The sequence below is a fragment of the Amycolatopsis oliviviridis genome, assembly GCF_014654365.1.
In the GTDB taxonomy this organism is placed as follows: Bacteria; Actinomycetota; Actinomycetes; order Mycobacteriales; family Pseudonocardiaceae; genus Amycolatopsis; species Amycolatopsis oliviviridis.
This window is the reverse complement of sequence record NZ_BNAY01000001.1, coordinates 1,096,090-1,117,035: the sequence shown is the minus strand read 5'-3', so window position 1 is coordinate 1,117,035 and position 20,946 is coordinate 1,096,090. Positions and strand designations below refer to the sequence as shown.

18 protein-coding genes and 1 pseudogene are annotated in these 20,946 nt (G+C 69.7%); 4 read left to right on the top strand and 15 right to left on the bottom strand.

Annotated elements, in window-relative coordinates; all coding sequences use genetic code 11:
* Positions 1 to 138: 138 nt before the first annotated feature.
* Complete coding sequence (gene dapA / locus IE302_RS04750; RefSeq protein ID WP_191252065.1) at positions 139 to 1,038, bottom strand: 4-hydroxy-tetrahydrodipicolinate synthase; 900 nt, start codon at positions 1,036 to 1,038, stop codon at positions 139 to 141.
* A gap of 73 nt (positions 1,039 to 1,111) precedes the next feature.
* On the opposite strand from dapA, the gene IE302_RS04745 reads away from it, so the two are divergent.
* On the top strand, positions 1,112 to 2,122 hold the full coding sequence (locus tag IE302_RS04745; protein WP_191252063.1) for a LysR family transcriptional regulator: 1,011 nt from the start codon (positions 1,112 to 1,114) through the stop codon (positions 2,120 to 2,122).
* Here IE302_RS04745 and IE302_RS04740 read toward each other — a convergent pair.
* The 3 genes from IE302_RS04740 to IE302_RS04730 all read right to left on the bottom strand — a co-directional run bounded on the left by IE302_RS04740 (position 2,015) and on the right by IE302_RS04730 (position 4,553).
* Positions 2,015 to 2,800, bottom strand: coding sequence for an SDR family NAD(P)-dependent oxidoreductase (locus tag IE302_RS04740; protein ID WP_191252061.1), 786 nt, complete (start codon positions 2,798 to 2,800; stop codon positions 2,015 to 2,017). The genes IE302_RS04745 and IE302_RS04740 overlap by 108 nt on opposite strands.
* Positions 2,801 to 2,868: 68 nt before the next feature.
* Positions 2,869 to 3,999: a sigma-70 family RNA polymerase sigma factor gene (locus IE302_RS04735; RefSeq protein WP_229907599.1), complete on the bottom strand. Its 1,131-nt coding sequence runs from the start codon at positions 3,997 to 3,999 to the stop codon at positions 2,869 to 2,871.
* Positions 4,000 to 4,178: 179 nt separating this feature from the next.
* A complete protein-coding gene (locus IE302_RS04730; protein ID WP_229907598.1) occupies positions 4,179 to 4,553 on the bottom strand; it encodes a DUF4406 domain-containing protein in 375 nt (124 codons plus the stop codon).
* A 51-nt stretch (positions 4,554 to 4,604) separates the two neighbouring features.
* Between IE302_RS04730 and IE302_RS04725 the strand changes: the two genes are divergently transcribed.
* Positions 4,605 to 5,402, top strand: a complete 798-nt coding sequence (locus IE302_RS04725) for a DeoR/GlpR family DNA-binding transcription regulator (protein WP_191253109.1) — start codon at positions 4,605 to 4,607, stop codon at positions 5,400 to 5,402.
* Here the strand turns inward: IE302_RS04725 and IE302_RS04720 are convergent.
* The 3 genes from IE302_RS04720 to IE302_RS04710 are packed head-to-tail and all read right to left on the bottom strand — an operon-like array spanning position 5,356 to position 9,362.
* Positions 5,356 to 6,123 carry a polyprenol monophosphomannose synthase gene (locus IE302_RS04720; protein ID WP_191252057.1) on the bottom strand — a complete coding sequence of 256 codons (768 nt, stop codon included), beginning with the start codon at positions 6,121 to 6,123 and terminating at the stop codon, positions 5,356 to 5,358. The genes IE302_RS04725 and IE302_RS04720 overlap by 47 nt on opposite strands.
* 26 nt (positions 6,124 to 6,149) lie before the next feature.
* Positions 6,150 to 7,742, bottom strand: a complete 1,593-nt coding sequence (lnt, locus tag IE302_RS04715; RefSeq protein WP_191252055.1) for an apolipoprotein N-acyltransferase — start codon at positions 7,740 to 7,742, stop codon at positions 6,150 to 6,152.
* A gap of 9 nt (positions 7,743 to 7,751) precedes the next feature.
* Positions 7,752 to 9,362 carry an amidohydrolase gene (locus IE302_RS04710; protein ID WP_191252053.1) on the bottom strand — a complete coding sequence of 537 codons (1,611 nt, stop codon included), beginning with the start codon at positions 9,360 to 9,362 and terminating at the stop codon, positions 7,752 to 7,754.
* A gap of 52 nt (positions 9,363 to 9,414) precedes the next feature.
* Between IE302_RS04710 and IE302_RS04705 the strand changes: the two genes are divergently transcribed.
* Positions 9,415 to 10,809, top strand: coding sequence for a hypothetical protein (locus IE302_RS04705; RefSeq protein ID WP_191252051.1), 1,395 nt, complete (start codon positions 9,415 to 9,417; stop codon positions 10,807 to 10,809).
* An 84-nt stretch (positions 10,810 to 10,893) separates the two neighbouring features.
* Positions 10,894 to 12,288 carry a KamA family radical SAM protein gene (locus IE302_RS04700; RefSeq protein ID WP_191252049.1) on the top strand — a complete coding sequence of 465 codons (1,395 nt, stop codon included), beginning with the start codon at positions 10,894 to 10,896 and terminating at the stop codon, positions 12,286 to 12,288.
* Positions 12,289 to 12,738: 450 nt separating this feature from the next.
* Here the strand turns inward: IE302_RS04700 and IE302_RS04695 are convergent, their stop codons facing one another.
* From IE302_RS04695 to IE302_RS04665, 8 genes and pseudogenes are all read right to left on the bottom strand, one after another.
* Complete coding sequence (locus IE302_RS04695) at positions 12,739 to 13,035, bottom strand: YkvA family protein (RefSeq protein WP_191252047.1); 297 nt, start codon at positions 13,033 to 13,035, stop codon at positions 12,739 to 12,741.
* 521 nt (positions 13,036 to 13,556) lie between these two features.
* Positions 13,557 to 14,876, bottom strand: a complete 1,320-nt coding sequence (locus IE302_RS04690) for an ATP-grasp domain-containing protein (protein WP_191252045.1) — start codon at positions 14,874 to 14,876, stop codon at positions 13,557 to 13,559.
* 20 nt (positions 14,877 to 14,896) lie between these two features.
* Complete coding sequence (locus IE302_RS42645; RefSeq protein WP_229907597.1) at positions 14,897 to 15,067, bottom strand: hypothetical protein; 171 nt, start codon at positions 15,065 to 15,067, stop codon at positions 14,897 to 14,899.
* 113 nt (positions 15,068 to 15,180) lie between these two features.
* Positions 15,181 to 16,035: pseudogene (locus tag IE302_RS04685) on the bottom strand (saccharopine dehydrogenase C-terminal domain-containing protein); the annotation flags it as partial.
* The gene (locus IE302_RS04680; RefSeq protein ID WP_191252043.1) at positions 16,028 to 17,068 is read right to left on the bottom strand and encodes a saccharopine dehydrogenase; all 1,041 of its coding nucleotides are present in this window, start codon (positions 17,066 to 17,068) and stop codon (positions 16,028 to 16,030) included. The gene IE302_RS04680 and the pseudogene IE302_RS04685, both read right to left, overlap by 8 nt.
* A complete protein-coding gene (locus IE302_RS04675; RefSeq protein WP_191252041.1) occupies positions 17,065 to 19,269 on the bottom strand; it encodes an iron-containing redox enzyme family protein in 2,205 nt (734 codons plus the stop codon). The genes IE302_RS04680 and IE302_RS04675 overlap by 4 nt, the downstream gene beginning before the upstream one ends.
* A complete protein-coding gene (locus tag IE302_RS04670) occupies positions 19,259 to 20,182 on the bottom strand; it encodes a beta-ketoacyl-[acyl-carrier-protein] synthase family protein (protein WP_191252039.1) in 924 nt (307 codons plus the stop codon). The genes IE302_RS04675 and IE302_RS04670 overlap by 11 nt, the downstream gene beginning before the upstream one ends.
* A complete protein-coding gene (locus IE302_RS04665; protein ID WP_191252037.1) occupies positions 20,182 to 20,937 on the bottom strand; it encodes a thioesterase II family protein in 756 nt (251 codons plus the stop codon). The genes IE302_RS04670 and IE302_RS04665 overlap by 1 nt, the downstream gene beginning before the upstream one ends.
* Positions 20,938 to 20,946 lie beyond the last annotated feature (9 nt).

The following is a 20,946-nucleotide window of genomic DNA, read 5'->3' as shown; positions in this document are numbered from 1 at the left end:
TAGCCCCACCACGAATCGACGAAGCCCCCGCGACCTCCCTCCGCGGGGGCTTCGTCACGTCTCCGGGATGTCATGAAAGGGCCGTTCAGGACAAAAAACGTCAGGAACGACCCTTTCATGACATCCGGCGGGCGCGGGTCAGGCAGGGAGCAGGCCGGCGGCGAGAGGTGTCAGGGCGTCGCGCAGCCGCCGCAGGTGTTCGGGTGGCGATTCGAGCAGCGGGAGCCGGACCGCCGCGTGTGGGATGACGCCGAGTTCGGCCAGTGCGGCTTTGGCCATGATCGCCCCCTGTGAGGTGCGCATGATCGCGTCGGCGAGGGGAAGCAGCGCGGCGTTGAGGGCTCGCGCGGTGTCGAGCTCTCCCCCGCGCACGGCTCGGATGAGCTCGGCGTTGCGGTCGGCGTAGGCGTTGCCCACGACACTGACCAGGCCGGTGGCGCCGGCGGCGAGGTAGGGCAGGTTGAGTTCGTCGATGCCGCAGTAGTAGGCCAGCGGGCTGTGTGCCATGACCGACATCGCTTCGAACAGGTCGCCCTTGGCGTCCTTCACGGCCCGGATCCTGGGGTGGCGGGCGAGCTCGATGAGGGTGGCCGCCTCCATGGCGGTCCCGGTACGGGCGGGGACGTCGTAGAGCATCACGGGTAGTTCGGTGGCATCGGCCACCGCCAGGCAGTGCGCCACGATCCCGGCCTGGGTCGGCTTGGAGTAGTAGGGGCAGACGAGCAGGAGTGCGTCGGCTCCGGCCGCTTCGGCTTCCTTCGCGCGTCGGATGCAGGTGGTGGTGTCGTAGGTGCCGACGCCGGCGATCACGCGGGCGCTGTTCCCGGCCAGGTTCGTCACGGTGCGGACGAGCCGGGCGGCTTCGGTGTCGGTCAGGGTGGGTGCTTCGCCGGTGGTCCCGCCGACGACGATGCCGTCGCAGCCGGTGGTGAGCAGGTGGTCGACCAGGCCGGTGAGGCCGGGTTCGCTGAGTGCGCCGCCGGGTTCCATCGGGGTGACCATGGCGACGAGGTTGGAGCCGAAGAGCGATTCGGTCATGACGCCGATCCTCTCGGCGTCGATACCTGCGGTCCAGCGATGCTTTTTGGTCAATATTGCGTAGCCTGGATTCATGATCGAGGTGGGTGCGCTACGGGCGCTGCGGTCGGTGGCCGCGCTGGGGACGCTGGCGCGGGCCGCGGACGAGCTGGGCTTCACGTCCTCGGCGGTGTCGCAGCAGATCAAACGGCTGGAACGCCAGATCGGGATGCCCGTACTCGCTCCGGCGGGACGCGGAGTCGTGCTCACCCCGGCCGGGCAGGCCGTCGTCGACTCCTCGCTGGAGGTGTTCCAGGCGCTCGAGCGTTGTGCCGAGGCCGCTCAGTCGGTCGCGGAGGGCGCGCCTCGCGGTGTCCTGCGCGTGGCCGCGTTTTCGACGGGTATCCGCGGGCTGCTCGCCCCCGTCCATCCGCGGCTGCTGGCGCGCTACCCCGGTCTCCGTCTGCGCATCAGCGAGCAGGACCCCGACCAGGCGCTGCACAGCGTCGACGCCGGGACCGCCGACCTCGCGCTCCTGCACGACGCGGACGGCCTGCCCGTCCCGCTGTCCCCCGCTCTCTCCCGGCGCCTGGTGCACACCGACCTCGGCGACGTCGTCATGGCCGAGACCCACGCGCTGGCACGAGCCGGGTCACCGTTGGACGGTGCGGATCTGGCCGGGCACGCGTGGGTGACCAGTCCGCCCGGCACGGTCTGCCACCAGTGGTTCCGGCGGCTGTTCGCCGGTTCGCCCGAGGAGCCCGACGTGCGGCACCTGGTGGACGACTTCTCCACGCAGCTGTCGCTGGTCGCTTCGGGCGAGGTCCTCGCACTGATCCCGCGGCTGGCGCGACCGCCTTTGACCGAGGGGCTCATCGCCCGGCCGCTGCGGCGCCCGCCGACGCGCGAGGTGCATGCCGCGTGGCGCCGCAGTGCCGAGTCGAGTCCCGCGATCCGGGCGGTGCTGGCGGAGCTGGCGGAGCTGGGGACAGCTCGGTCAGCTGGGGTACATGCTGGTCACGTTGACGAACGTGCCGGTGATCCCCATGGCGTCGTCGGAGGCGAGGAACGCCAGCGTGGCGGCGACCTCGGCGAGGCGCGGTGAGCGCTTGGTCATCCGAGCCTCGGTGAGGCCGTCGAGGACGTTCTGCACCATTTCGGGGGTCGCCGGCAGCTGGTTGTTCACCGCGGAGAGCTTCTCGGGCGTGAAGGTTTCCGGGATGCCCGCGACCCAGATGCCGAGCGCGCGGACGCCGTGCGGTCCGATCTCGACGGCGAGATTGCGGATGAAGGTGTCCAGCGCGGCGTCGATCGAGCCCGTGGCGCCCATCATCGGGCTGCCGTGGGCGGATCCGCTGTCGAGGGCGAGGATGGCGCCGGAGCCCTGGGCGATCATGTGCCGGGCGGCGGCGCGTGCGGTGATGAAGTTCGTCGTGATGCCTGCGGTGATCGGGCGGACGTAGTCCTCGACCGACATCTCCACGAGCGGGATGCCCTGGATGTCGCCACGCGGGACGAGGTTGAGCGAGACGTCGATGCTGCCCGCTTCGGCCACGACGGAGGCCGCGTGCGCGTCGACCGCTGTTTCGTCGAGGCCGTCGACGACGGCGACTTCGGCTCGTCCCCCGGCCTCCTTGATCTCGCCGGCGAGCTTCGTCAGTGCCGGTTCGTGGCGGCCGGTGAGGAAGACGCGGGCTCCGCGTGCGGCGAACTCTTTGGCGACGCCGTTGCCGATCGCCCCGCCGGCGCCGTAGATGATCGCGTTCTTGTTCTGAAGGCTCATGGGTTTTCCTTCCGCGTTATCGGTTACGACCGTTGAGACGCGGAAGGCACGGAGATCTCATCGGTCCTTCAGGTCAGCGTCAGTGGCAGTCCGAACGCGGGGAACAGGTGCGGTTCGAAGGCGGTGATCTCGGCGATCTTCCCGTCTTCGATGCGCAGCACGTCGAGCACCTGTGCCCGGTAGATCCGGGTGCCGGGCCGCCGGACGTAGCCCGCTGCGGCGGGGAGCCCGTTGGCCACGGCCGGAAGATGTTTCCACTCTCCGAAGTACGTCGGTGAGGCGGGATCGAGGGATTGGGCGACGAAGTCGAGGAAGACCTCGCGCCCGGAGAACCACAGCGGATTCGGCGGCATCGTGACCAGCACGTCCTCCCTGAGCAGCTCGGCCATGACCCGGCTGTCCCCGTTGGCGGTGGCGGCGGCCATGTAGCGCCGCAGGATCGCCTGCTCCTCCCCGGTCGGCCGCACGGTCTTTGCCCAGTCCGCGCGGCGTTCCGGCAGGCGTTCGCGCAGCGTGGGGCGTGCGCGCTGAAGGGCGCTGGTGACCGAAGCGACGGTGGTTTCCAGCAGGTCCGCGGTTTCGGCGGCCTTCCAGCCGAGGACGTCGTTGAGGATCACCACGGCCCGCTGTTTCGGCGGGAGGTGCTGGATGGCGGCCAGGAAGACGAGCTCCATCGTCTCCCTGGTCTCGGCGATCTCCGCGGAGTCGTCCGGGAACGGCTGCAACCAGGGCAGGAACTGAGGCGGTTCGCCCTGTTCCACGTCGGGCAACGGGTCGTAGGGACGTGGGACCCGTTTGTTGCGCCGCAGGAAATCGAGGCAGGTGTTGGTGGCGATCCGGTAGAGCCACGCGCGGAAGCTCGACCGGCCTTCGAACCCTTCGCGGCCGCGCCACGCTCGCAGAAATGTCTCCTGGACGAGGTCCTCCGCGTCGTCGTAGGACCCGACCATGCGGTAGCAGTGCACGCGCAGCTCTCGCTGGTGCTCCTCGATCCTCCCGGCGAAGGTGATCTCGTCGACGGTTTCCGTCACGGGCTCCGATGTGACGTTTTCGTCCTTGGTCCGCAGTGCCAGTTGAGCGATGCGCCGCAGCCTGCCGACGTCGGAGGTGAGGGAGGTGAGATCGGTGAGGAACACGTCCGGCGGCTGAGGTGCCAGCCGGTTCGCGACGCGGCCGACCTCGGCGATGAGGGTTTGCATGTCGGGGGCGGGGTCGCGCCGTGACCGGTAGGCCCGCTGACGGCACGCGGCCGAACAGTAGACGGCCGCGCGTCCGCGGGAAGACGCCTTCGCAGGCAAGGGCCTTTCGCATACCCCGCAGACCTGACCGGTCACGGCTCACCTTCCCCGATAAACGTCACGCTCGGTCGAGTTACGCATTATGCGGCCTGATAGCCCGGGATGTCTTCGATGTGGTGATAGACCGGCAACCCGCGGGACAGTGCGATGGCGACGTCCTGGTCGGCGCCGGTGGATTCGCCCGGCAGGCGCAGGACCGCGTCGCAGTGGTGCAGCAGCCGGTCGGCCGTCGGGTACATGACCTCCTTGGCGACCGGGTCGGCCACGGTCTTCCCGCCGGCGCCGCGCAGCACCGGGAGCGCGACCCATTCGCCGATCATCGGCACGTGTCCGCTGCGGAAGATCGGCCAGGCGGCCTCTTCGAGCCGGGCGAGGTTGCGGGCGAGCAGTTCGGGGTCGTCGCCGGTGCCGGAGCGGAACGGGCCGGCGATGAGGATCATCAGAGGTTTGCTCATGCGGCGGAGCATAATGTGCAACAATCGGCAAGAACAAGGAGGAACGTGCACATGTTGGCTGCGCAACGACGAGATCTGCTGATGGAACGCCTGAAGACCGAAGGCCGGATCGTGGCCAAGGACCTTGCCGCCGAACTCGGCGTATCAGAGGACAGCATCCGTCGCGACCTGCGAGAACTCGCGGACGCCGGACTCTGCCAGCGCGTGTACGGCGGAGCTCTGCCGGTCTCCCCCGCCACCGCGGACTACGCGACGCGGATGGCGGTCAGCGTTGCGGGCAAGGAACGCATCGCGAAACGTGCAGCAGCGTTGATCCGGCTCGGATCGACCGTCATCCTCGACGGCGGCACGACCGCCCTCGCGCTGGCGAAGGCGCTCCCCGTCGACCTCGAAGCGACGATCGTCACGCACAGCCCCACGGTCGCGGCCGCGCTCGTCACGCATCCGAAGGTCGAGGTGTTCCTGATCGGCGGACGGCTTTTCAAGCATTCCGCCGTCACCTGCGGGGCGGCCGCGGCGGAGGCGGCCGAGGGGATCAACGCCGATCTGTTCTTCCTCGGCGTCACCGGAGTGCACCACGAGACCGGGCTCACCACCGGCGACTCGGACGAGGCCGCGATGAAACGCACCCTCGCCAAACGGGCCGCCGACACCTACGTGCTGGCCAGTTCGGAGAAGATCGGCGCGGCCTCGCCGTTCACCGTGCTCCCCCTGTCCGACGTCGCGGGCGTGATCACCGACGCGGCGCCGGACGAACCGACGGTGCGGGAACTGGGGAAGCTCGGCGTGAGCGTGCTGGGGGTCAGCCCTTCTTGGCCAGCCCGCGAAGCTGCTGCCAGCGACGCTTGAGGCCCCACATGCCGACCAGGACGATCGCCTCGCGCACGACCGAACCGCTCATCTTCGACTGACCGACCTCACGTTCGGTGAAGGTGATCGGCACCTCGACCACCTCGAAGCCGGCGAGCGCCGTGCGGAACGCCAGGTCGATCTGGAAGCAGTAGCCGCGCGAGGCGATCTCGTCGAGCGGGAGCTTCTCCAGCACCGTCCGGCGGTACGCGCGGAAACCCGCGGTGATGTCGTTGATCTTCGTGCCGAGCGCGATCCTCGCGTAGAAGTTCGCCACCCAGGACAGTGCCTTGCGCTGGAACGGCCAGTTCACCGTGCTGCCGCCGGGGACGTAGCGGGAGCCGATGGACAGGTCCGCGTCCTCGAGAGCCGCCAGTACCCGGGGAAGATCCTCCGGCGCGTGCGAGCCGTCGGCGTCCATCTCGACGATCGTCGCGTAGTCCCGGGCGAGACCCCAGCGGAATCCGGCGACGTACGCGGCGCCCAGACCGGCCTTCTCGGTCCGGTGCATGACGTGGATCCGCTCGTCGGCCTTGGCGAGTTCGTCGGCGACGTCGCCGGTCCCGTCGGGGCTGCCGTCGTCGACGACGAGGGCGTTCACGTCCGGGAGTGCCTTGAGCAGGCGTTCCAGGATCGGGCCGATGTTGTCCCGCTCGTTGTACGTCGGGACCACCACCAGCACCGGGTCGATTCCCTGGGCCCCCCGTGGCGCCTGCGCCATCCGCTTTTCCTCCGTGTTCCGGCGGGTCAGCCCGCCGCTTCCCTCGTTGCCTTGGCGGCGCTCGCGCGCCGGGTGCGGAAACGGATCACGTACCCGCCGGTAACCCCGGCGATCGCCAGGGCCAGCAGCCCGTACTCCGTCGTTACACCGAGTAGATCCGACAGCGTAGTCTGCTGCCTCAGGGGTACGCGCCCCACCAGGGAGTCTGCGGTGAACAGGCTGGTGGAGGCGGTGATCGAACCGTCAGGGGCGACGATCGCGCTGACTCCGCTGGTAGCGGAAACGATCACCGCGCGACCGTGCTCGACCGCCCGCAGCCGCGACATCGCCAGCTGCTGGTAGCTCATCTCCCCCGGTCCGTACCAGGCGTTGTTGGTCGGCACCACGAGCAGTTCGGCGCCGTCGGCGACCGATTCCCGGGCCGGATAGTCGAACGCGGTCTCGTAGCAGATGAAGACCCCGACCTTGGTCCCCGCGACCGACAGGGCGGCGTTGGCGCCGTCACCCGGCGTCATGTTCGCGACACTGTCGACGAACGGTGTCACCAGCTTCGCGACCTCGCGGGCGGGGACGTACTCGCCGAACGGGACGAGCTGCTGCTTGGCGTAGCGCTGTCCCGGGCCGGTCACCGGATCCCAGACGAGCGCGGAGTTCTGCGCCGTGCCGTCGGGCAGCCGGACCAGCGCGCCGATGATCGCCTGTGTGCCGTAGTCACGGACCATCTGGTCGACACCCGCGTCCCCGGTGCGCATGGCCATCGCGGTCTCGGGCCAGATCAGCAGATCGACCTTGGTGTTGCCCGCCTTGAGTTTTTCGAGCAGCCGGCCGCTTTCGGCGAGGTGATTGTTCCGGAGCTCGTCGCGGCGGCCCTCCAGCGCCAGGCCGATGTCGGGAGCGTTGCCCTGCACCGTGGCGACGGTGAGTTCACCGTCCTGGGCGTCGGTGCCGATCGTCGGCCACACGGCCAGCCCGGCCACCACCGGCACCAGCGTCAGCGCCGACGCGGCCACGAGGGAACGCCGAGGGTCGGCTCCCTTGAGCCGCAGGCACAGCGCCGCGAGCCCGAATCCGGTCAGCACGACGGCGAGACCGACCAGCGGGGCGCCGCCGATCGAGGCCAGCGGGAGGAACGCGCCCTCGGGCTGGCTGAACGCCACGCGGCCCCACGGGAAACCGCCGAACGGGAACCAGGTCCGCGGTGTCTCCAGCGCGATGATCACCAGCGCCGCCCACATCGGCCCCAGCGGCAGCCGCCACACGACGGTGGCAAACGCGCCGCCGAAACCGAGGTACACCGACAGCGCCATCGACAGCGCGAGCCACGGCCACGGCCCGAAATCGGGACCGAGGAAGTCCAGCAGCCAGGTCAGCAGCGGCAGGAAGAACCCCATCCCGAACACGAACGCGTAGCCGAACGCGCCCCGGAACCGGCGTCCGTGCACCGCCAGGGCGAACCCGGTGAACGCCAGCGGCGCGAGCCACCACAGCGGACGCGGCGCGAAACTCAGGTACAGCGTGAACCCCGACGCCGCGGCGACGAGGAACCGCAGGAGCCAGGCGCGGGAGAATCGCTTCCGGGGCGCTGCTTCGGGGGCCACGTTCGTGACGGTCTCAGACACGTCTGAACCCTAGGCCGTCCGGGTGAACACGTCGTGGATGACCTGCCCGTCGCGGACGGTGCGCAGGCAGCGGGGCAGCGTCGCTCCTTCTTCCAGGTTCGGCAGCGGCGGCACCCCCGCCCGCGGGTCGGTCGACCAGCGCTGCACCCGCGAGTCCGGGGTCGCGACGACCAGGTCCGCGGCGTCCCAGATCGCGTAGTGCGCGGGAGCGCCCGGGACCAGGCTGCCGGTGACCCCGTCGTTGACCCCGGCGGCACGGTGCCCGGCGCGGGTGTGAGCGGTGAAAGCCGCGCGAGCGGACAACCCCGACCCGGGGGTGCGGTGATAGGTCCCGGCGCGGACGGTTGCCCACGGGTCGACCGGCGTGACCGGTGCGTCGGAGCCGAAGGCGAGCAGAAGTCCTTCGGCGGCAATGGCGGCGAAGGGATTGAGCTTCGGGGCCCGTTCGGCGCCGAGGCGGTCGACGTACATGCCGTGCGTGCCGCCCCATTCCGCGTCGAACTGCGGCTGGACCGACGCGACGACGCCCCAGCCCGCGAGTTCCCGTGCCTGGACGGCGTCGATCATCTCGACGTGTTCGAGCCGGTGGTGCCGGGCGGCCAGCGCCCGCCGTCCGACGGTCTTCTCCGCGAGCCGGAATCCTTCGACGACCTCGGCCACCGCGGCGTCGCCGATGACGTGGAAGCCGGCTTGCAGTTCGGCCTCGGTGCAGGCGCCGATATGCTCGGCGATCGCGGGGGCGTCGAGGTAGAGCGTCCCGGAGTCGCCGTGGGCATCGGTGTACGGCTCGTGCAGCGCGGCGGTGCGGGAGCCGAGCGCGCCGTCGACGAACAGGTCGCCGGCCACTCCCCTGGCACCCAGCGCGCGGGCTGTGTCGACGCCGCCGCGTTCACCCCAGTAGCCGACGACCTCCGGCAGGCCCGGCTCCGCGGCGAGCGCGAGCAGGTCGGTGAGGTCTTCGGCGCCGGAGATGTCCGGGCCCGCGCATTCGTGGACGCTGACGACCCCGCGGGCGGCGGCTTCGGCGAGGAACGCGCGCTGGGCCTCACGTCGCTGCTGCGGCGAGATCGCCTCCCGCATCGCGGCGCGGACGAGGTGATGCGCGTCGCGGGTCAGCGGTCCGTCGGGCGACCAGCCCGGCGCGTCGTGCACGCCGGTGGCGAGGGCGACGAGCGCGCTGGAGACGAGCGCCGAATGGACGTCGACCCGGCTCAGGTACACCGGCGTTCCGTCGGCCGCCTCGTCGATCTCCGCGCGGCTGGGCAGCCGGCCGTCGGTCCAGCGCGACTCGTCCCAGCCGTGCGCGACCAGCACCTGCCCGGGCCGGACGGCGTCGCGGACCGCGGCCAGGAGCTCGCCGGCGCTTCGGATCCCGGAGAGGTCGAGCCCGGTGAGGTGCAGGCCGGTCGCGGTGGCGTGGACGTGCGCGTCGACGAAAGCGGGGGCGACGAAGGCGCCGTCGAGGTCGACCACCTCGGCGTCGGGATGCAGTGCTTTGGCCGGGCCGTCCTGTCCCACCCAGACGACGGTGCCGTCCGTGATCGCCATGGCGGTGGCGTCGGGGGCCGAGGGGCTGTAGACGCGCCCGCCGAGCAGGAGCGTGGTTCGCGCTTTGGTCACCCGTCCGAGTTTGCAGCGTGCGGATGATCACGGCGTGGTTAGGGTCGGCGAAATGAGCTGGGGAGCCGAGAACACGAAGTCAGGGGCCGGTCGAGCCGTCGTCGGGACCACCTTGTCGGCGGTTTTGGGTCTCGGGGCGGTGGTCGTTTTCACCGCTGTCCGGGGCACGTCGCTCCTGCGGCCGCTCATCGCACTGGCCGTGCCGCAGAGTTGGCCGTCCGATCTGGTGGCGGTCTCGCTGGTGCCTCTGGTAGCGGTGCTCGCGGCCGTGTTCCTGACCAGATGGTGGCCGTGGCTCCTGGTGGCGGGAGTCGTGCTGTCCCTCCCGACCGCGCTCGTGCACCTGTTCCCGGACCTGGGCGCGTATCCGTCGCTGTCGATCATCGCCCTGGCCGGGCCGCCGGTGGTGCTGCTGGCCGTGCTCGCCGCCGCGCAGGATCTCCTGCGGCGGGGCGCTCGGGCGGCGGGGCTCGTGGTCATCGGGCTCGCCGTCGGGACGCAGCTGTTCGCCGCGAGCTTGGCGGGCGCGTCGTGGCTCATGCTCACACCCGGCGGTCTGGTCTGGCGCCTGGTTCTCACCGCGTTGAGCGTCGCTGGAGCCGTGCTCGCCGTTGTCACTCGTGGTGCCCGTGCGCAGGATCCCGACTGGCCCGAGCCGCGGCCGCTGTCAGCGCGGTTCGCCGTCGCCGCGATCTTGGCGGTGCTGCTGCCGATGGCGGGGCAGGCGGTGGACGTGCTGAAGGTCAGCGAGGTTCTCGAGCTGCCGGTCGAGTCGATCGGCAGGCATCCGGAGGTCGTCGTGGCCATCGGCGGGCTGATCGTGCTCGTCGGCGGGGTCGTCGCGTGCGCGATCGCCGGATCGCGCGCGTTCTTCGCCGCGGCGACGTCGGCGAGTGTGCAGGTCGGTGCGATGGCGCCACTGCTGCTGGCGGTGTACTCGGTCGCGTTCCAGCCGGTGCTGAGCTGGCTGGCGGCCGCGGTGGGCGTCGCCGCCGGTTGCCTGGTGGGGGCGACACGCTGGAGGGTGCAGTTCGCGGTCGGCGGGGCCGTGGTGTCCGCGCTGGTGCTGTTCATCCTGGATCTGGGGACCGGCGGGGTGCCGGAGAAGCTGATCGACCACGAGGCGGTGATCCCGGGCGCGCTGCTGCTGGCGCTGCTGTGCGCCACCGTCGTCGCGGTGATCGTCACGACCGGCTCTCGTCTCGCGGAGGACGGTGTCGTCGTCCCCGTGCTGGGGCCGCTGGCGTCGGTGCTGGTGTTCGGCGGCGCCGGGGCGATGACCGCCGTCGGCACCCGAGACCAGAACGCGCCATCGAGTCAGCTTGAAGCGGTTCATCACCTCGAATACTCGGCCGGTCTGCTCCTGCTCGCGGCGGCGTTGATCGCCGGAATCGCTGCCGTCGAACATCTTCGAGCTCGCTCGAAGCAGGAGGCAGTGTCGGCCTGACCCTCCGGGCAAGACAGGAATATTTACGTCGTCCGAACGATGTGACAGGATATTTTCACGCGTTTCCGACGACGAGGAGTACAAGTGACTGCGATCCAGGAACCGACCTCGCCGGTGGCCGCCTACGATCAGCCCTACGACTACACCCGAGTCGAACTGGTCGAACCCGACTGGCGCCGCTTCCCCGGCTGGCATGACGTGACCGAGGCAGAGTGGCGTGACGCGCAGTGGCAGCGCGTGCACTGCATCCGCAACGCCAAGCAGCTGCGCGCCCTGATGGGCGACCAGCTCGAGGAGCGCTTCTACGAGGACATGCTCGCCGACCAGCGCGAGATGGCCACGATGTCGATGCTGCTGCCGCCGCAGATGATCAACACGATGGCGCCCAACGCGGGCACCGACCCGGCGAAGGTGACCGAGGCCTGGTACGCCGACCCGATCCGCCGCTACATGCTCCCGGTCCGCAGCGACCGCGACACCGAGTGGCCGAGCCACCCGCACTCCGAACGGGACTCTCTGCACGAGGCCGAGATGTGGGTCGTGGAGGGGCTGACCCACCGCTACCCCACCAAGGTCCTCGCCGAGATGATCTCCACCTGCCCCCAGTACTGCGGGCACTGCACCCGGATGGACCTCGTCGGCAACTCCACCGAGCAGATCGAGAAGCACAAGCTCTCGCTCAAGCCGGTCGACCGCCAGGACGCGATGATCGAGTACCTCAAGAAGACCCCCGGCGTGCGCGACGTCGTGGTCTCCGGCGGCGACGTCGCCAACGTGCCGTGGCCGCAGCTGGAGTCGTTCCTGATGCGGCTGATGGACATCGACACCGTCCGCGACATCCGGCTCGCCACCAAGGCGCTCGCCGCCCTGCCGCAGCACTGGATCCAGCCGAAGGTCGTCGAAGGCCTCGAGCGCGTCGCCGGCACCGCCCAGCGCCGCGGCGTCAACCTCGCCATCCACACCCACGTCAACCACGCGCAGTCGGTCACCCCGCTGGTCGCCGAAGCCGCCCGGACCGCGCTCGACGTCGGCGTCCGCGACGTGCGGAACCAGGGCGTGCTCATGAAGGGCGTCAACGCGACCCCGGCGGAACTGCTGGACCTCTGCTTCGCGCTCCAGGGCGAAGCGAACATCCTGCCGTACTACTTCTACATGTGCGACATGATCCCGAACGCCGAGCACTGGCGGGTTTCCGTGCACGAGGCGCAGGAACTGCAGCACGCGATCATGGGGTATCTGCCCGGCTACGCCACTCCGCGCATCGTCTGCGACGTGCCCTACGTCGGGAAGCGGTGGGTGCACCAGCTGGCCGAGTACGACCGCGAGCTGGGCATCTCGTACTGGACCAAGAACTACCGCACCGGGATCGAACACGAAGACCCCGAAGCCTTGCAGCGCAAGTACCCGTACTACGACCCGATCTCCACCCTCCCCGAAGCCGGCCAGCGCTGGTGGCGCGACCAGCCCCGGCAGCCCTAGCGGACCGGGCGTCGGAAAGACCTGTCGAGGGGGCGTTTGAGGCTCATGTGGGAGCCTCAAACGCCCCCTCCGTCATAACCGGCTGCTGCCAGTCGCGACCGCACGTCGAACGGCCCAGGAAATCCACAATGGACAGTCAGAGGGCCTGGAAGCCAACCGGAGTGAGCCACTCGACGACGCGTCATCCAGCCGAATCCTGGCCCCTTCTTGTCGAATTCTCCGTGATTTGGCACCAAGAATTTCTTTCAACAAGGGATCCTGCTCCGCCTTGATCACTTGGCCGGCCACATCGTCGGTCATACCGCTCCTGTTCGCTCGTTCGGTCCCTGTCGGCGACAAGTGCGTATACAGCCAGGTCAGAAGGCTCAGAAGGCGACGAGGCGGTCTTCGCTGACGCCATCTGAGCCGGTGCCGAGCCCTCGATCATGGCCGTCGGCTACACGCCGCGCTTCAACCCGCTCGGCGGCCGTCGCGCGCCTTCTTGGTAAGCGACCTGCTGACGTAGACCAGCCCGCTGGTCAGGACCACGATGTCGTCGAAGTAGACCGGGTCGGGCAACAAGTCGAACGGGAACACCGTGTAGGCCAGGGAGACCCAGTAGGCGGCTTTGGTCGGCACCGGCGTGCCAGGCTGATGGACCTGACGGTGCTTCCGCACCAGTTTGATCACAAGGAACAGTGCGACGAGAACGAGGATGGCGACCACCACCACGGCCGCAACGCCGAGTGTCGTCCACAGAGATTCCATGTGATCCTTTCATCACCACAACACGGTCGTAGGGCTCATGCCACAGTGCTTGCAGACAGCCCGTCCATGGTTGTAGATATTCCCCGGAAACCGATCACACCTTGAGTTCAACCAGTACGGCGCCCGACGGGTAGACGAGCACGTCGGCAGCCGCGAGCAGAACACCATCATCCCATCCTGGCAGATCTCATGCGGCCACCCGCCTCAATCGCGAGCTGCCGCTCGCCGGTGCTTCGCGCGGGCGCGGTACGACCCTGCACGAGAAGCTTCTCTCGATCAACGAACGCTACGAACGGGACAAGTTCGAGTCAGCTCAGTCGTCCAACTCGCCGAGAAGCGCGAAATTCGCCATCCGGCAGAGCCCGCATCCCGGGCTCACGTGCGTTCGCCACGATGTTCCGATTCACGACCGGCCCCAGCCGTGCCGCGGCCTTCGAAAAGGAACGCACCGGCGAGTTCTACGAAAACTCCCTGCGGCTGCGCGACTTCGCCGACGAGCTTCGCGTGGGTATCGACGGGGGTCAATCGGGCATGACGTCGATCGAGATCGCGGCGCGCACCTGCTTCTCCAGTTCGTCCAGGTCGCCCGGAATGGCCGCGTCGATGAAGAAGCTGACGGACCGATCATCGGAACTGCCCAGTGGCACCAGGGTCGTTCCCCGTGGCTGGTGTACCAGGACCGCGCGCAGGGTGGGGGCGTCGTCCGGGGCCCCGGGCAGGATGTCCGGCCACACGCCGCTGGCGCCGATCCACACGGGGTCGACATCCGGCCAGTCGACGGTGACATCGCCCAGTTCCCCTGGCACATGCTCGAGGTAGACCTGCCGGGCGTAGCGGGTCGGCCGCGGATAGGAGGCACGCTCGCCGAGGGCGATGCGAATGATCTCCGGTTCCAACGGGGCGCCGGTGGCCAGGTGATAGAGCACCAGAAGACCGTCGCCGGGGGTGCGGCCGGCGATCTCCATCAGCCGGGGCACCCCGTCTTGCCCGACGCGCCATTCGGAGTGCGCGATGCCGTCGGCGAACGCCAGGGTGCCGAGCAGTGCGCGGTTCGCGTCAAGGACGGTGTCTCGCACTCCGTCGTCGGCGGTGGGAACGCTGTGCGCGAGTTCGACGAATGTCCGGGCGTGCGAGTCGGTGGTTTCCTTGCCGGTGACCGAGGCGAAGACTATTTCTCCTCGCTGCACGAGGCTTTCCACCGAGTACTCCGGGCCGTCGACCTTGTCCTCGACCAGGACGACCTCGTGGGCGGGATACCCGGCGAGGCGGCGGCGCAGCTCTTCTTCATCGTGCACGGTCTCGACCCCGGAGCTGGACGCGCGACCGGCTGGTTTGACCACCGCCGGGTAGGTGACGCCGGACAGATCCGCTGACTCGCGGTCTCCGGCGGGGATGGTCAGGGACGGCGGGCTGAGCTCGGGCGCGTACCAGCGTTGCAGGAACTTGCTGCGGCAGGCGCGGCTGGCACGCAGGCCGGGTGACGGGACGCCGAGTGCGTCGCAGAGCAGTCCGGTCGGCTCGGCCAGGTAGTCCCCGACGGCGTAGGCACCCGCGATGTCGTACGTGGTCCGCCACGCGGTGGCCTGTGCGATCGCCCCGGCGAGAAAGGCGCCCTGCACGGTGAAGTCGCCCGAGACATAGCCGATCTCGGTGATCTGCGAGGCCGGGTTGTCCGGGTCCCCGATCGCGGCGGTCGCCTGCTCGCGGTAGGACTCCGCGGTGATCACCAGGACCCGCAGGCCGCGCCGGGTCACCTCGTCGAGATAGAGCGGGTTGCGCCGGATCACCGGGAACGAGCCGGTGAGGATGACGGCGCCGGGCTTGCCGGTCCGTTGGGTCATGCTGCCTCCTCTGGTCGGTTTCAGCTGGCGGTGCCGGTGCTGCGGATCGGGATTCCCCAGGAGAGGAGGTTCTCGATCCACTGCCCTGCGGTGACCGGATCGGGGGCGCCTTGGACGAGCCCTGCCGGGAGAGCTCCGTCGAGTAGTTCGCCGATGCCGAGGGCGAGCGGAACGGAAACGCACCGGGCCATGGCGCTGGCGCCGGGCTCACCGGTGAGGTCCAGCGAATACCGGCCGGACCAGGTCTTCGGCCGTCCTCGCGGCGGACGGACAGTTCGACCGCGAGTACCACCCGGTCCCGGTCTTCGGCACGTGTCGGGTAGCGGCCGGCGAGTTCTCCCGCGAGCTCGGTGATGCGGTCGGCGTCGCCCTCACGCAGCTCGGTGAACACCTCCTCCCAGGCGTCGAGCCAGCCTTTGAGGCGGAGGGTTCCGCGTACGAAGGTGTCCAGCCGCCAGCTCTCCGGGATTCCGTACTGGCGGATGTAGGGCAGGCTGTCCCGGTTGGGGTAGACCTCGAACCGTTCCCCGTCGAGATCGAGCGGCCGCGCTACCTCCCACGGGCGGTCCGCGATGTGCTTGTCGCCCGCCTCGACGTAGTGCGCCGGTGTGAGCAGGGCGGTCAGTACGCCACGGGGTGCCCAGCTGAACCGGTACCGGAACTCGTTGGGCTCGGCGGGCACGCCGCCGCAGTAGGAGGTGAACGCGGCGGTGGCTCTCGTGTCGGGTCCCAGTGCCCGCGAGGCTCGCTCGACCAGGGCGTCGGCGAAGAGGTGGTCGATTCCTGGATCCAGCCCGATTTCGGTGAGGACCGTGAGTCCGGCCGCTGCCGCCTCCTCCGCCCGGTTCCGGATCTCGTCCGAGGCGTAGCTGCTGCAGGCGAAGTGCGCGCCGTTGTCCAGGCAGAGAGCCAGCAGCCGCGGATGTTCGGTGCCCGGCAGCATCGAGACGACGACGTCTCCCGCGGTGATCTCCGCGGCCAGTGCGTCCGGGGTTAAGCACCGAGGTTCGCCTGCCGCGCCGAGACGAGCCAGGCAGGCGGCCGCTTTGGCTTCGGTGCGGCCCCAGAGCACGACGCGTTTCCGCTCGGCGAGGGCGGTGAGGCCGGGCCCGGTGGACAGGCCGGTGCCGACCCAGTGCACGGTCGGGGTGTCAGGCATGGTCTTCCTTCCGAAGGAGGTCGTGGGAGGTGCAGGCGGCGGTGAACGCGGCTTCGGCGCGGCGCCACACGCCGGAATCGCCGAGGGCGGCCAGATACGGCGCCAGATCCGCGGCGAAGTCCACGGTGGCCTCACAGGGCAGTAGCGACGGCAGGTTGTCGATCGCGATCACGTCGAGTCCGTCCACCCGGTGCACCGGGTCCTGCCAGGTGGTGGTCCGGTCGTAGATCGGCAGGGCGTGGCACGGCGATCCGACATCGCAGGTGACGTCGGCCACCACGGACAGCCGCCGGGGACGGCGCAGCGTCCCGGCGGTCAGGAAGGGAGTGATCGGCCCGGTGGCAAGGACGGCGTTGACGAGGATGTCGTGGTCGAGCAGGGCCGTGACGTCGAGAGTCTCGGTCTCTTCGAGGTCCCACCGGGTCACCTCCGCGCCCGCCGCCGTGAGCGCGTCCCCTGCCCCGCGCCCGCACCGGCCGAGGGCGCCGATGACCAAGGCCCGCAAGGGTTTTCTGTGCGCGGCGAGAGCCTTGTCGAGATCTTCGCGCCTGGTCGGCGTCAGTGGTCCGGCCAGTTCGCCGCGGTGACGCAGGACAGCGAGCGCGGCGCCGGCATACCCGGCCCAGTACCCGAAAGCGGCGACCCGGCGACCTCGCTCGTCGACGAGGCTTTCCAGGTCGAGTAGCGCTCCGCCGCCCTCGGCGAATCTGCGCAGCAGGTCCCGGGCTCCCGGCTGGTTCTTGTAGGCGTGCCCGAAGAAGACATGCCGGTGCCGCAGAAGGCAGGGCCGGTCGGGTAATTCCTTCAGGCCCACCACGTACACGTCTTCCGGAGCGTCCGGCCAGCTGCCCGGCGGGACCAGCGCGCAGCCCGCGGCGGCGTACTCCTCGTCGTGGAACACCCGCCGCGGCGAGCGCTCCACGCTGATGGCGACGCCCTCGCGGAGCATGTCCCCGGCCGTCTCCGGGGACAACGGCGCGCGCCGTTCGGTCGGCCGGGACTCTTCGCGCATCAGCAACGTCAACCCGGTCACAGCACCAGCTCCGCACTGTCGTCTTCGGCCACTGCTGCGACCTCTCGCAGTAGCGGCTGTTCCAGGAAGTAGGCGAATGAGGCGTAGCCCTGCCAGATCCGGTGCCACTCCCCCCGCACAGCCGATTCCCCGCTGGTGCGCCGCACTCGATCCAGGTACGCGACGATGATGTCGGCGGCCTGCTTGGCGTGCCCGGCGGAGAAGTTGTCGATGGTCAGGTGCGCCTGTTCGTAGCAGTCGTCGAAACCGTGGTGGCGCAGCTTCTGGATCTCGTGCAGCCGCATCTCGCCGGAGCCGAACATCTCGATCGCCAGGTTGTAGCCGAGGATCTCGTTGTAGAACCGGTCGGGGAACAGGCACATCGACAGCTGCTGCAACGCGAAGCCGTACATGTCGTCGGGCAGCTCGTCCTGGTCTGCGAACTCCTCGGTGCGGATGTGCGGAAGGTCCCGGCCCTGGCTGGCCATCGCGCGGCGGGTCAGGGTGAGGTGGTTCTTGCGCAGGTCCCCGTTCCCCATCTCGTCGGCGTGGATGCGGAACAGCATCCCGTCGCTTTCGCGTTCCCGGCGGCCCAGCCTGCCGACGCGATGCAACCAGGCGCCGTCGATCAGGTAAGTCAGCTGATAGGTGCTCTGCCGGAACAGCACGTCGTCCACGTCCGGGACCTCGTGCAGTGGCTCGTACGGATCCACCAGCTTCTCCCAGTAGATCCTTTCCGCCCTCGCGTAGAGCGCGTCGGCGTCGTACTCGAAGAAGCTCGCGTCGGTGTAGCGGCCGCCTGCGCCGTGTTCGAACAGCACCCGCGCCTCGGCGAAGCAGCGCTCCGCACGCTCGATGGCCACCGGCAGGGTGTTGGCGTGGTTCTCGATGTTGACCAGCCGGTGGAACAGCTCGCGCTCGTCGGCAGGCGGCGTGTCGTCGAACACCACGTCGCCCGGTGCGGCCTCGGCGAACGCGGCCGACCACCGGGCGGCGAGCTCGTCGCCGACGGTGTTGAGCCGCACGGTGATCGACGGCCGGTCTCCCTTGTGCACGGTGGCGGCCCATTCGGCGAGCACCGCGGCTTCGGCTTCGTCGAAGATCCCGAACATCGGCCCGCCGAACCGGGTGGCGGCCAGGAACCAGCAGTCGCCGTCGTCCCGCTCCGCCAGGTACGGCGACTCCCGGAATTCGGTGAGGAACGCGGCGAGCAGGTCGGGGTCGGCGCCACCGGCGGCGCGGCCGAACCCGGCGAACACGTCCACCAGGTGCCGGTCACCCAGCGAGACCCGGCCGTGCTGCCGACCGGCCAGCGGCGCGTGCCGGGAGATCACCTCGGCGACCCGCGACTCCAGCGTCTGGGTACTGCGGAACTCGGCGAGTTCGGTGAGCAACCGCACGTGCTCGCGTTCGCACGACAGGGTCACCGCGACGGCGGCCAGCACCCGTTCGCGGTCTTCCGGGCTCGCCTGGGCGGCGTATTCGCCGAGCAGGTCGTCGAGATCGCCCGCCGGGATCGGCGGCGGGGTGCCCAGCAACAGATCGTCGACACCCAGCCGGTGAAAGGCGTGGTGCAGGCCGACGACCTCGGGCAGGAAGTTGCCCGGCAGCACCGCCAGCGACAGCGGGAGACAGGCGAGGAGAACCGTCGCGGGACGGGCACCCGCACGGTCGAGGAAATCAGCGGCGGCGACGTCCGGGAGAGCAGCCCCCTGGTCTTCCAGCGCCCGTGCCCGGCGGTGCTGTGCGGATTCGAGCGGCTCGCCGCCCCCGGCCAGGTCGAAGTGATGGGCGAACAGGCGGTTCACCACGACGGCGGGCTGTGTGGCGGGCTGGGACACGGCGTCGAGCCAGCAGCCGTCGAGCAGGGCGATCACCCCACGCTGACGGAGCAGATCGGCACGGATTCCCGGTTCGAGGGCGGACAGGGCCTCCAGCGCGGGCGCCAGATCGGCTCGCGCCCGCTCGATCAGCTCACTGGCGGCGCCGGGCAGATCGTCGACCGGTTCGCGAGCGTGGCCGAGGAACGCGTGCAGGAGACGGCGGGCGAGGAGCAGAGTCGCCTCGGATTCGCGTTCCTGGAGAAGCGTGCGGAACATCTCGCGCGGGCCCGCGGCGATGATCGCGTCGACGGCGCTGTCGGTCCCAGGCGTGAAGCGGAACGGCCGGCGGGGCAGGGAAGTCGTGGTGTCGTCGGGGACGAAAGTCGGCTCAACGGTCATCGATCGCTCCTTCCGGTGCGCGGACCAGGACCGCGATCCGGGAGCCGGGCACGCTGGCGGCCAGCAGGTAGTGCCCGCCGGGGCGGATGCGGCCCGCCGTTTCGCGGTCGGCGAGATTGATCAGCGGGTCGGCGGCGAAGCAGTGCCCGACGCGGCTGATGTTCGTCGTGTCGAGCTGGCCGGGGCCGAAACCCGCTTGGCGTTCCTTCATCACCAGCAGCGGTAGGTAGATGTTGTTGTGCAGCAAGGCGTCCAGCTCCCCGACGTCGATCCCCCGGGCACCGAGGAGTTGTTCGTTGACCCGTTTGGCGAGGTCGGAGCTGATCTCGGACGACCAGTCCAGCGACGCGGTCTCCTGGGCGGACGAGCACCCGAGGACTTCGTAGGCGCCGCCGTCGGCGTCGACGAGGCAGGCTGCGCCACCGTCGCTGAACAGCGCGTAGCCGGTGATCCGTGTGTCTTCGTCGAACACCCGGTCCGCAGTGACGACGAGAACGCGCCGGAACCGCCCGGCGGTCACCAGTGCGGTGGCGACGTCCAGCCCGGACAGCAGGTTGACACACCGGCCCATGCTCGTGCCGTAGACGGGGATGTCACCGAGGCCGAGCCGGGTCAGTACGCCCCGGATGAAGGTGCCGTGTCCTTCCGGCGGTCCCGGCATGTAGGTCGAGCAGAGCACCAGGGCCTCGACCGTTTCCGGGTCGGTACCGCCGGCTTTCAGTGCTTCCGTGCCCGCGTCGACGGCGAGGTCGTCGAGTCCGCGTTCGGTGCGGAAAACGCTCCCCCAGCCCCACAGGGCGGGTTCGAGGGCGAGCCCGTACTGTTCCGCCTTGGTCTCCAGGCCGGGCAGGTCCGCGTGGTCGATCTCCTGCTCGCCGAGAACGTAGCGAGGTTCGCCGAGGAAGACCGGCATCAGATCACCTCCACGTGTGTCACGGATTCGGCGTGCGCGCTCAGCACCGACACGACCGGGCCCGGGTCGGGATCGAAGTAGAAATGGCCACCGGGGACACGGACGTGCTCCGGCGGCTCGGCGCATTCGGTGTCCCACGGGGCGATCTGCGCGGAGCCGACATGCGGATCCTCGGTGCCGACGATGATCGAGACGCCGATCTCCAGCGGTGGCGCCGTCCGGTAGCGGTAGCCCACGGCCAGGTCGAAATCGGCTTTGAGCCCGGGAAGCAGCAGGGCCAGGACGTCCTCGTCCGCGACGGCGTCGGGCGGGAACTGGCCGAAGAACACCAGCGCCTCGGCGAATTCGGCGCCGTCCAGCCCGGCGATGCCGAGCACCCGCTCCGAGGGCAGCAGCGACGGGGCGGAGATCCCGGACGCGGTCAGATGACCGATCGCGGGAACGTCCCGCAGCCTGCGGGCGACCTCGAAGGCCAGCAACCCGCCGAAACTGTGGCCGAACAGCTGCGCCGGTCGCGGATCCCGCTCGACCTCATCGGCGATCGCCTCGGCGATCCGGTCGGCGAGCTCGTCGAACACGGGGAGTGGTTCGTGCGCGCGGTGTGCCTTGCCCGGAGGACAGACCGCGACGACGTCGACGTGGCCGTCGAGCAGCGGCTGCCACTCCAGGTAGGTACGCGGGTCTCCACCGGCGTAGGGGAAACAGAAGACCCTGGCGGGGCGATCATCGCCGCGGGTGAGGAACCAGTCGGGCACCGGGTGTCT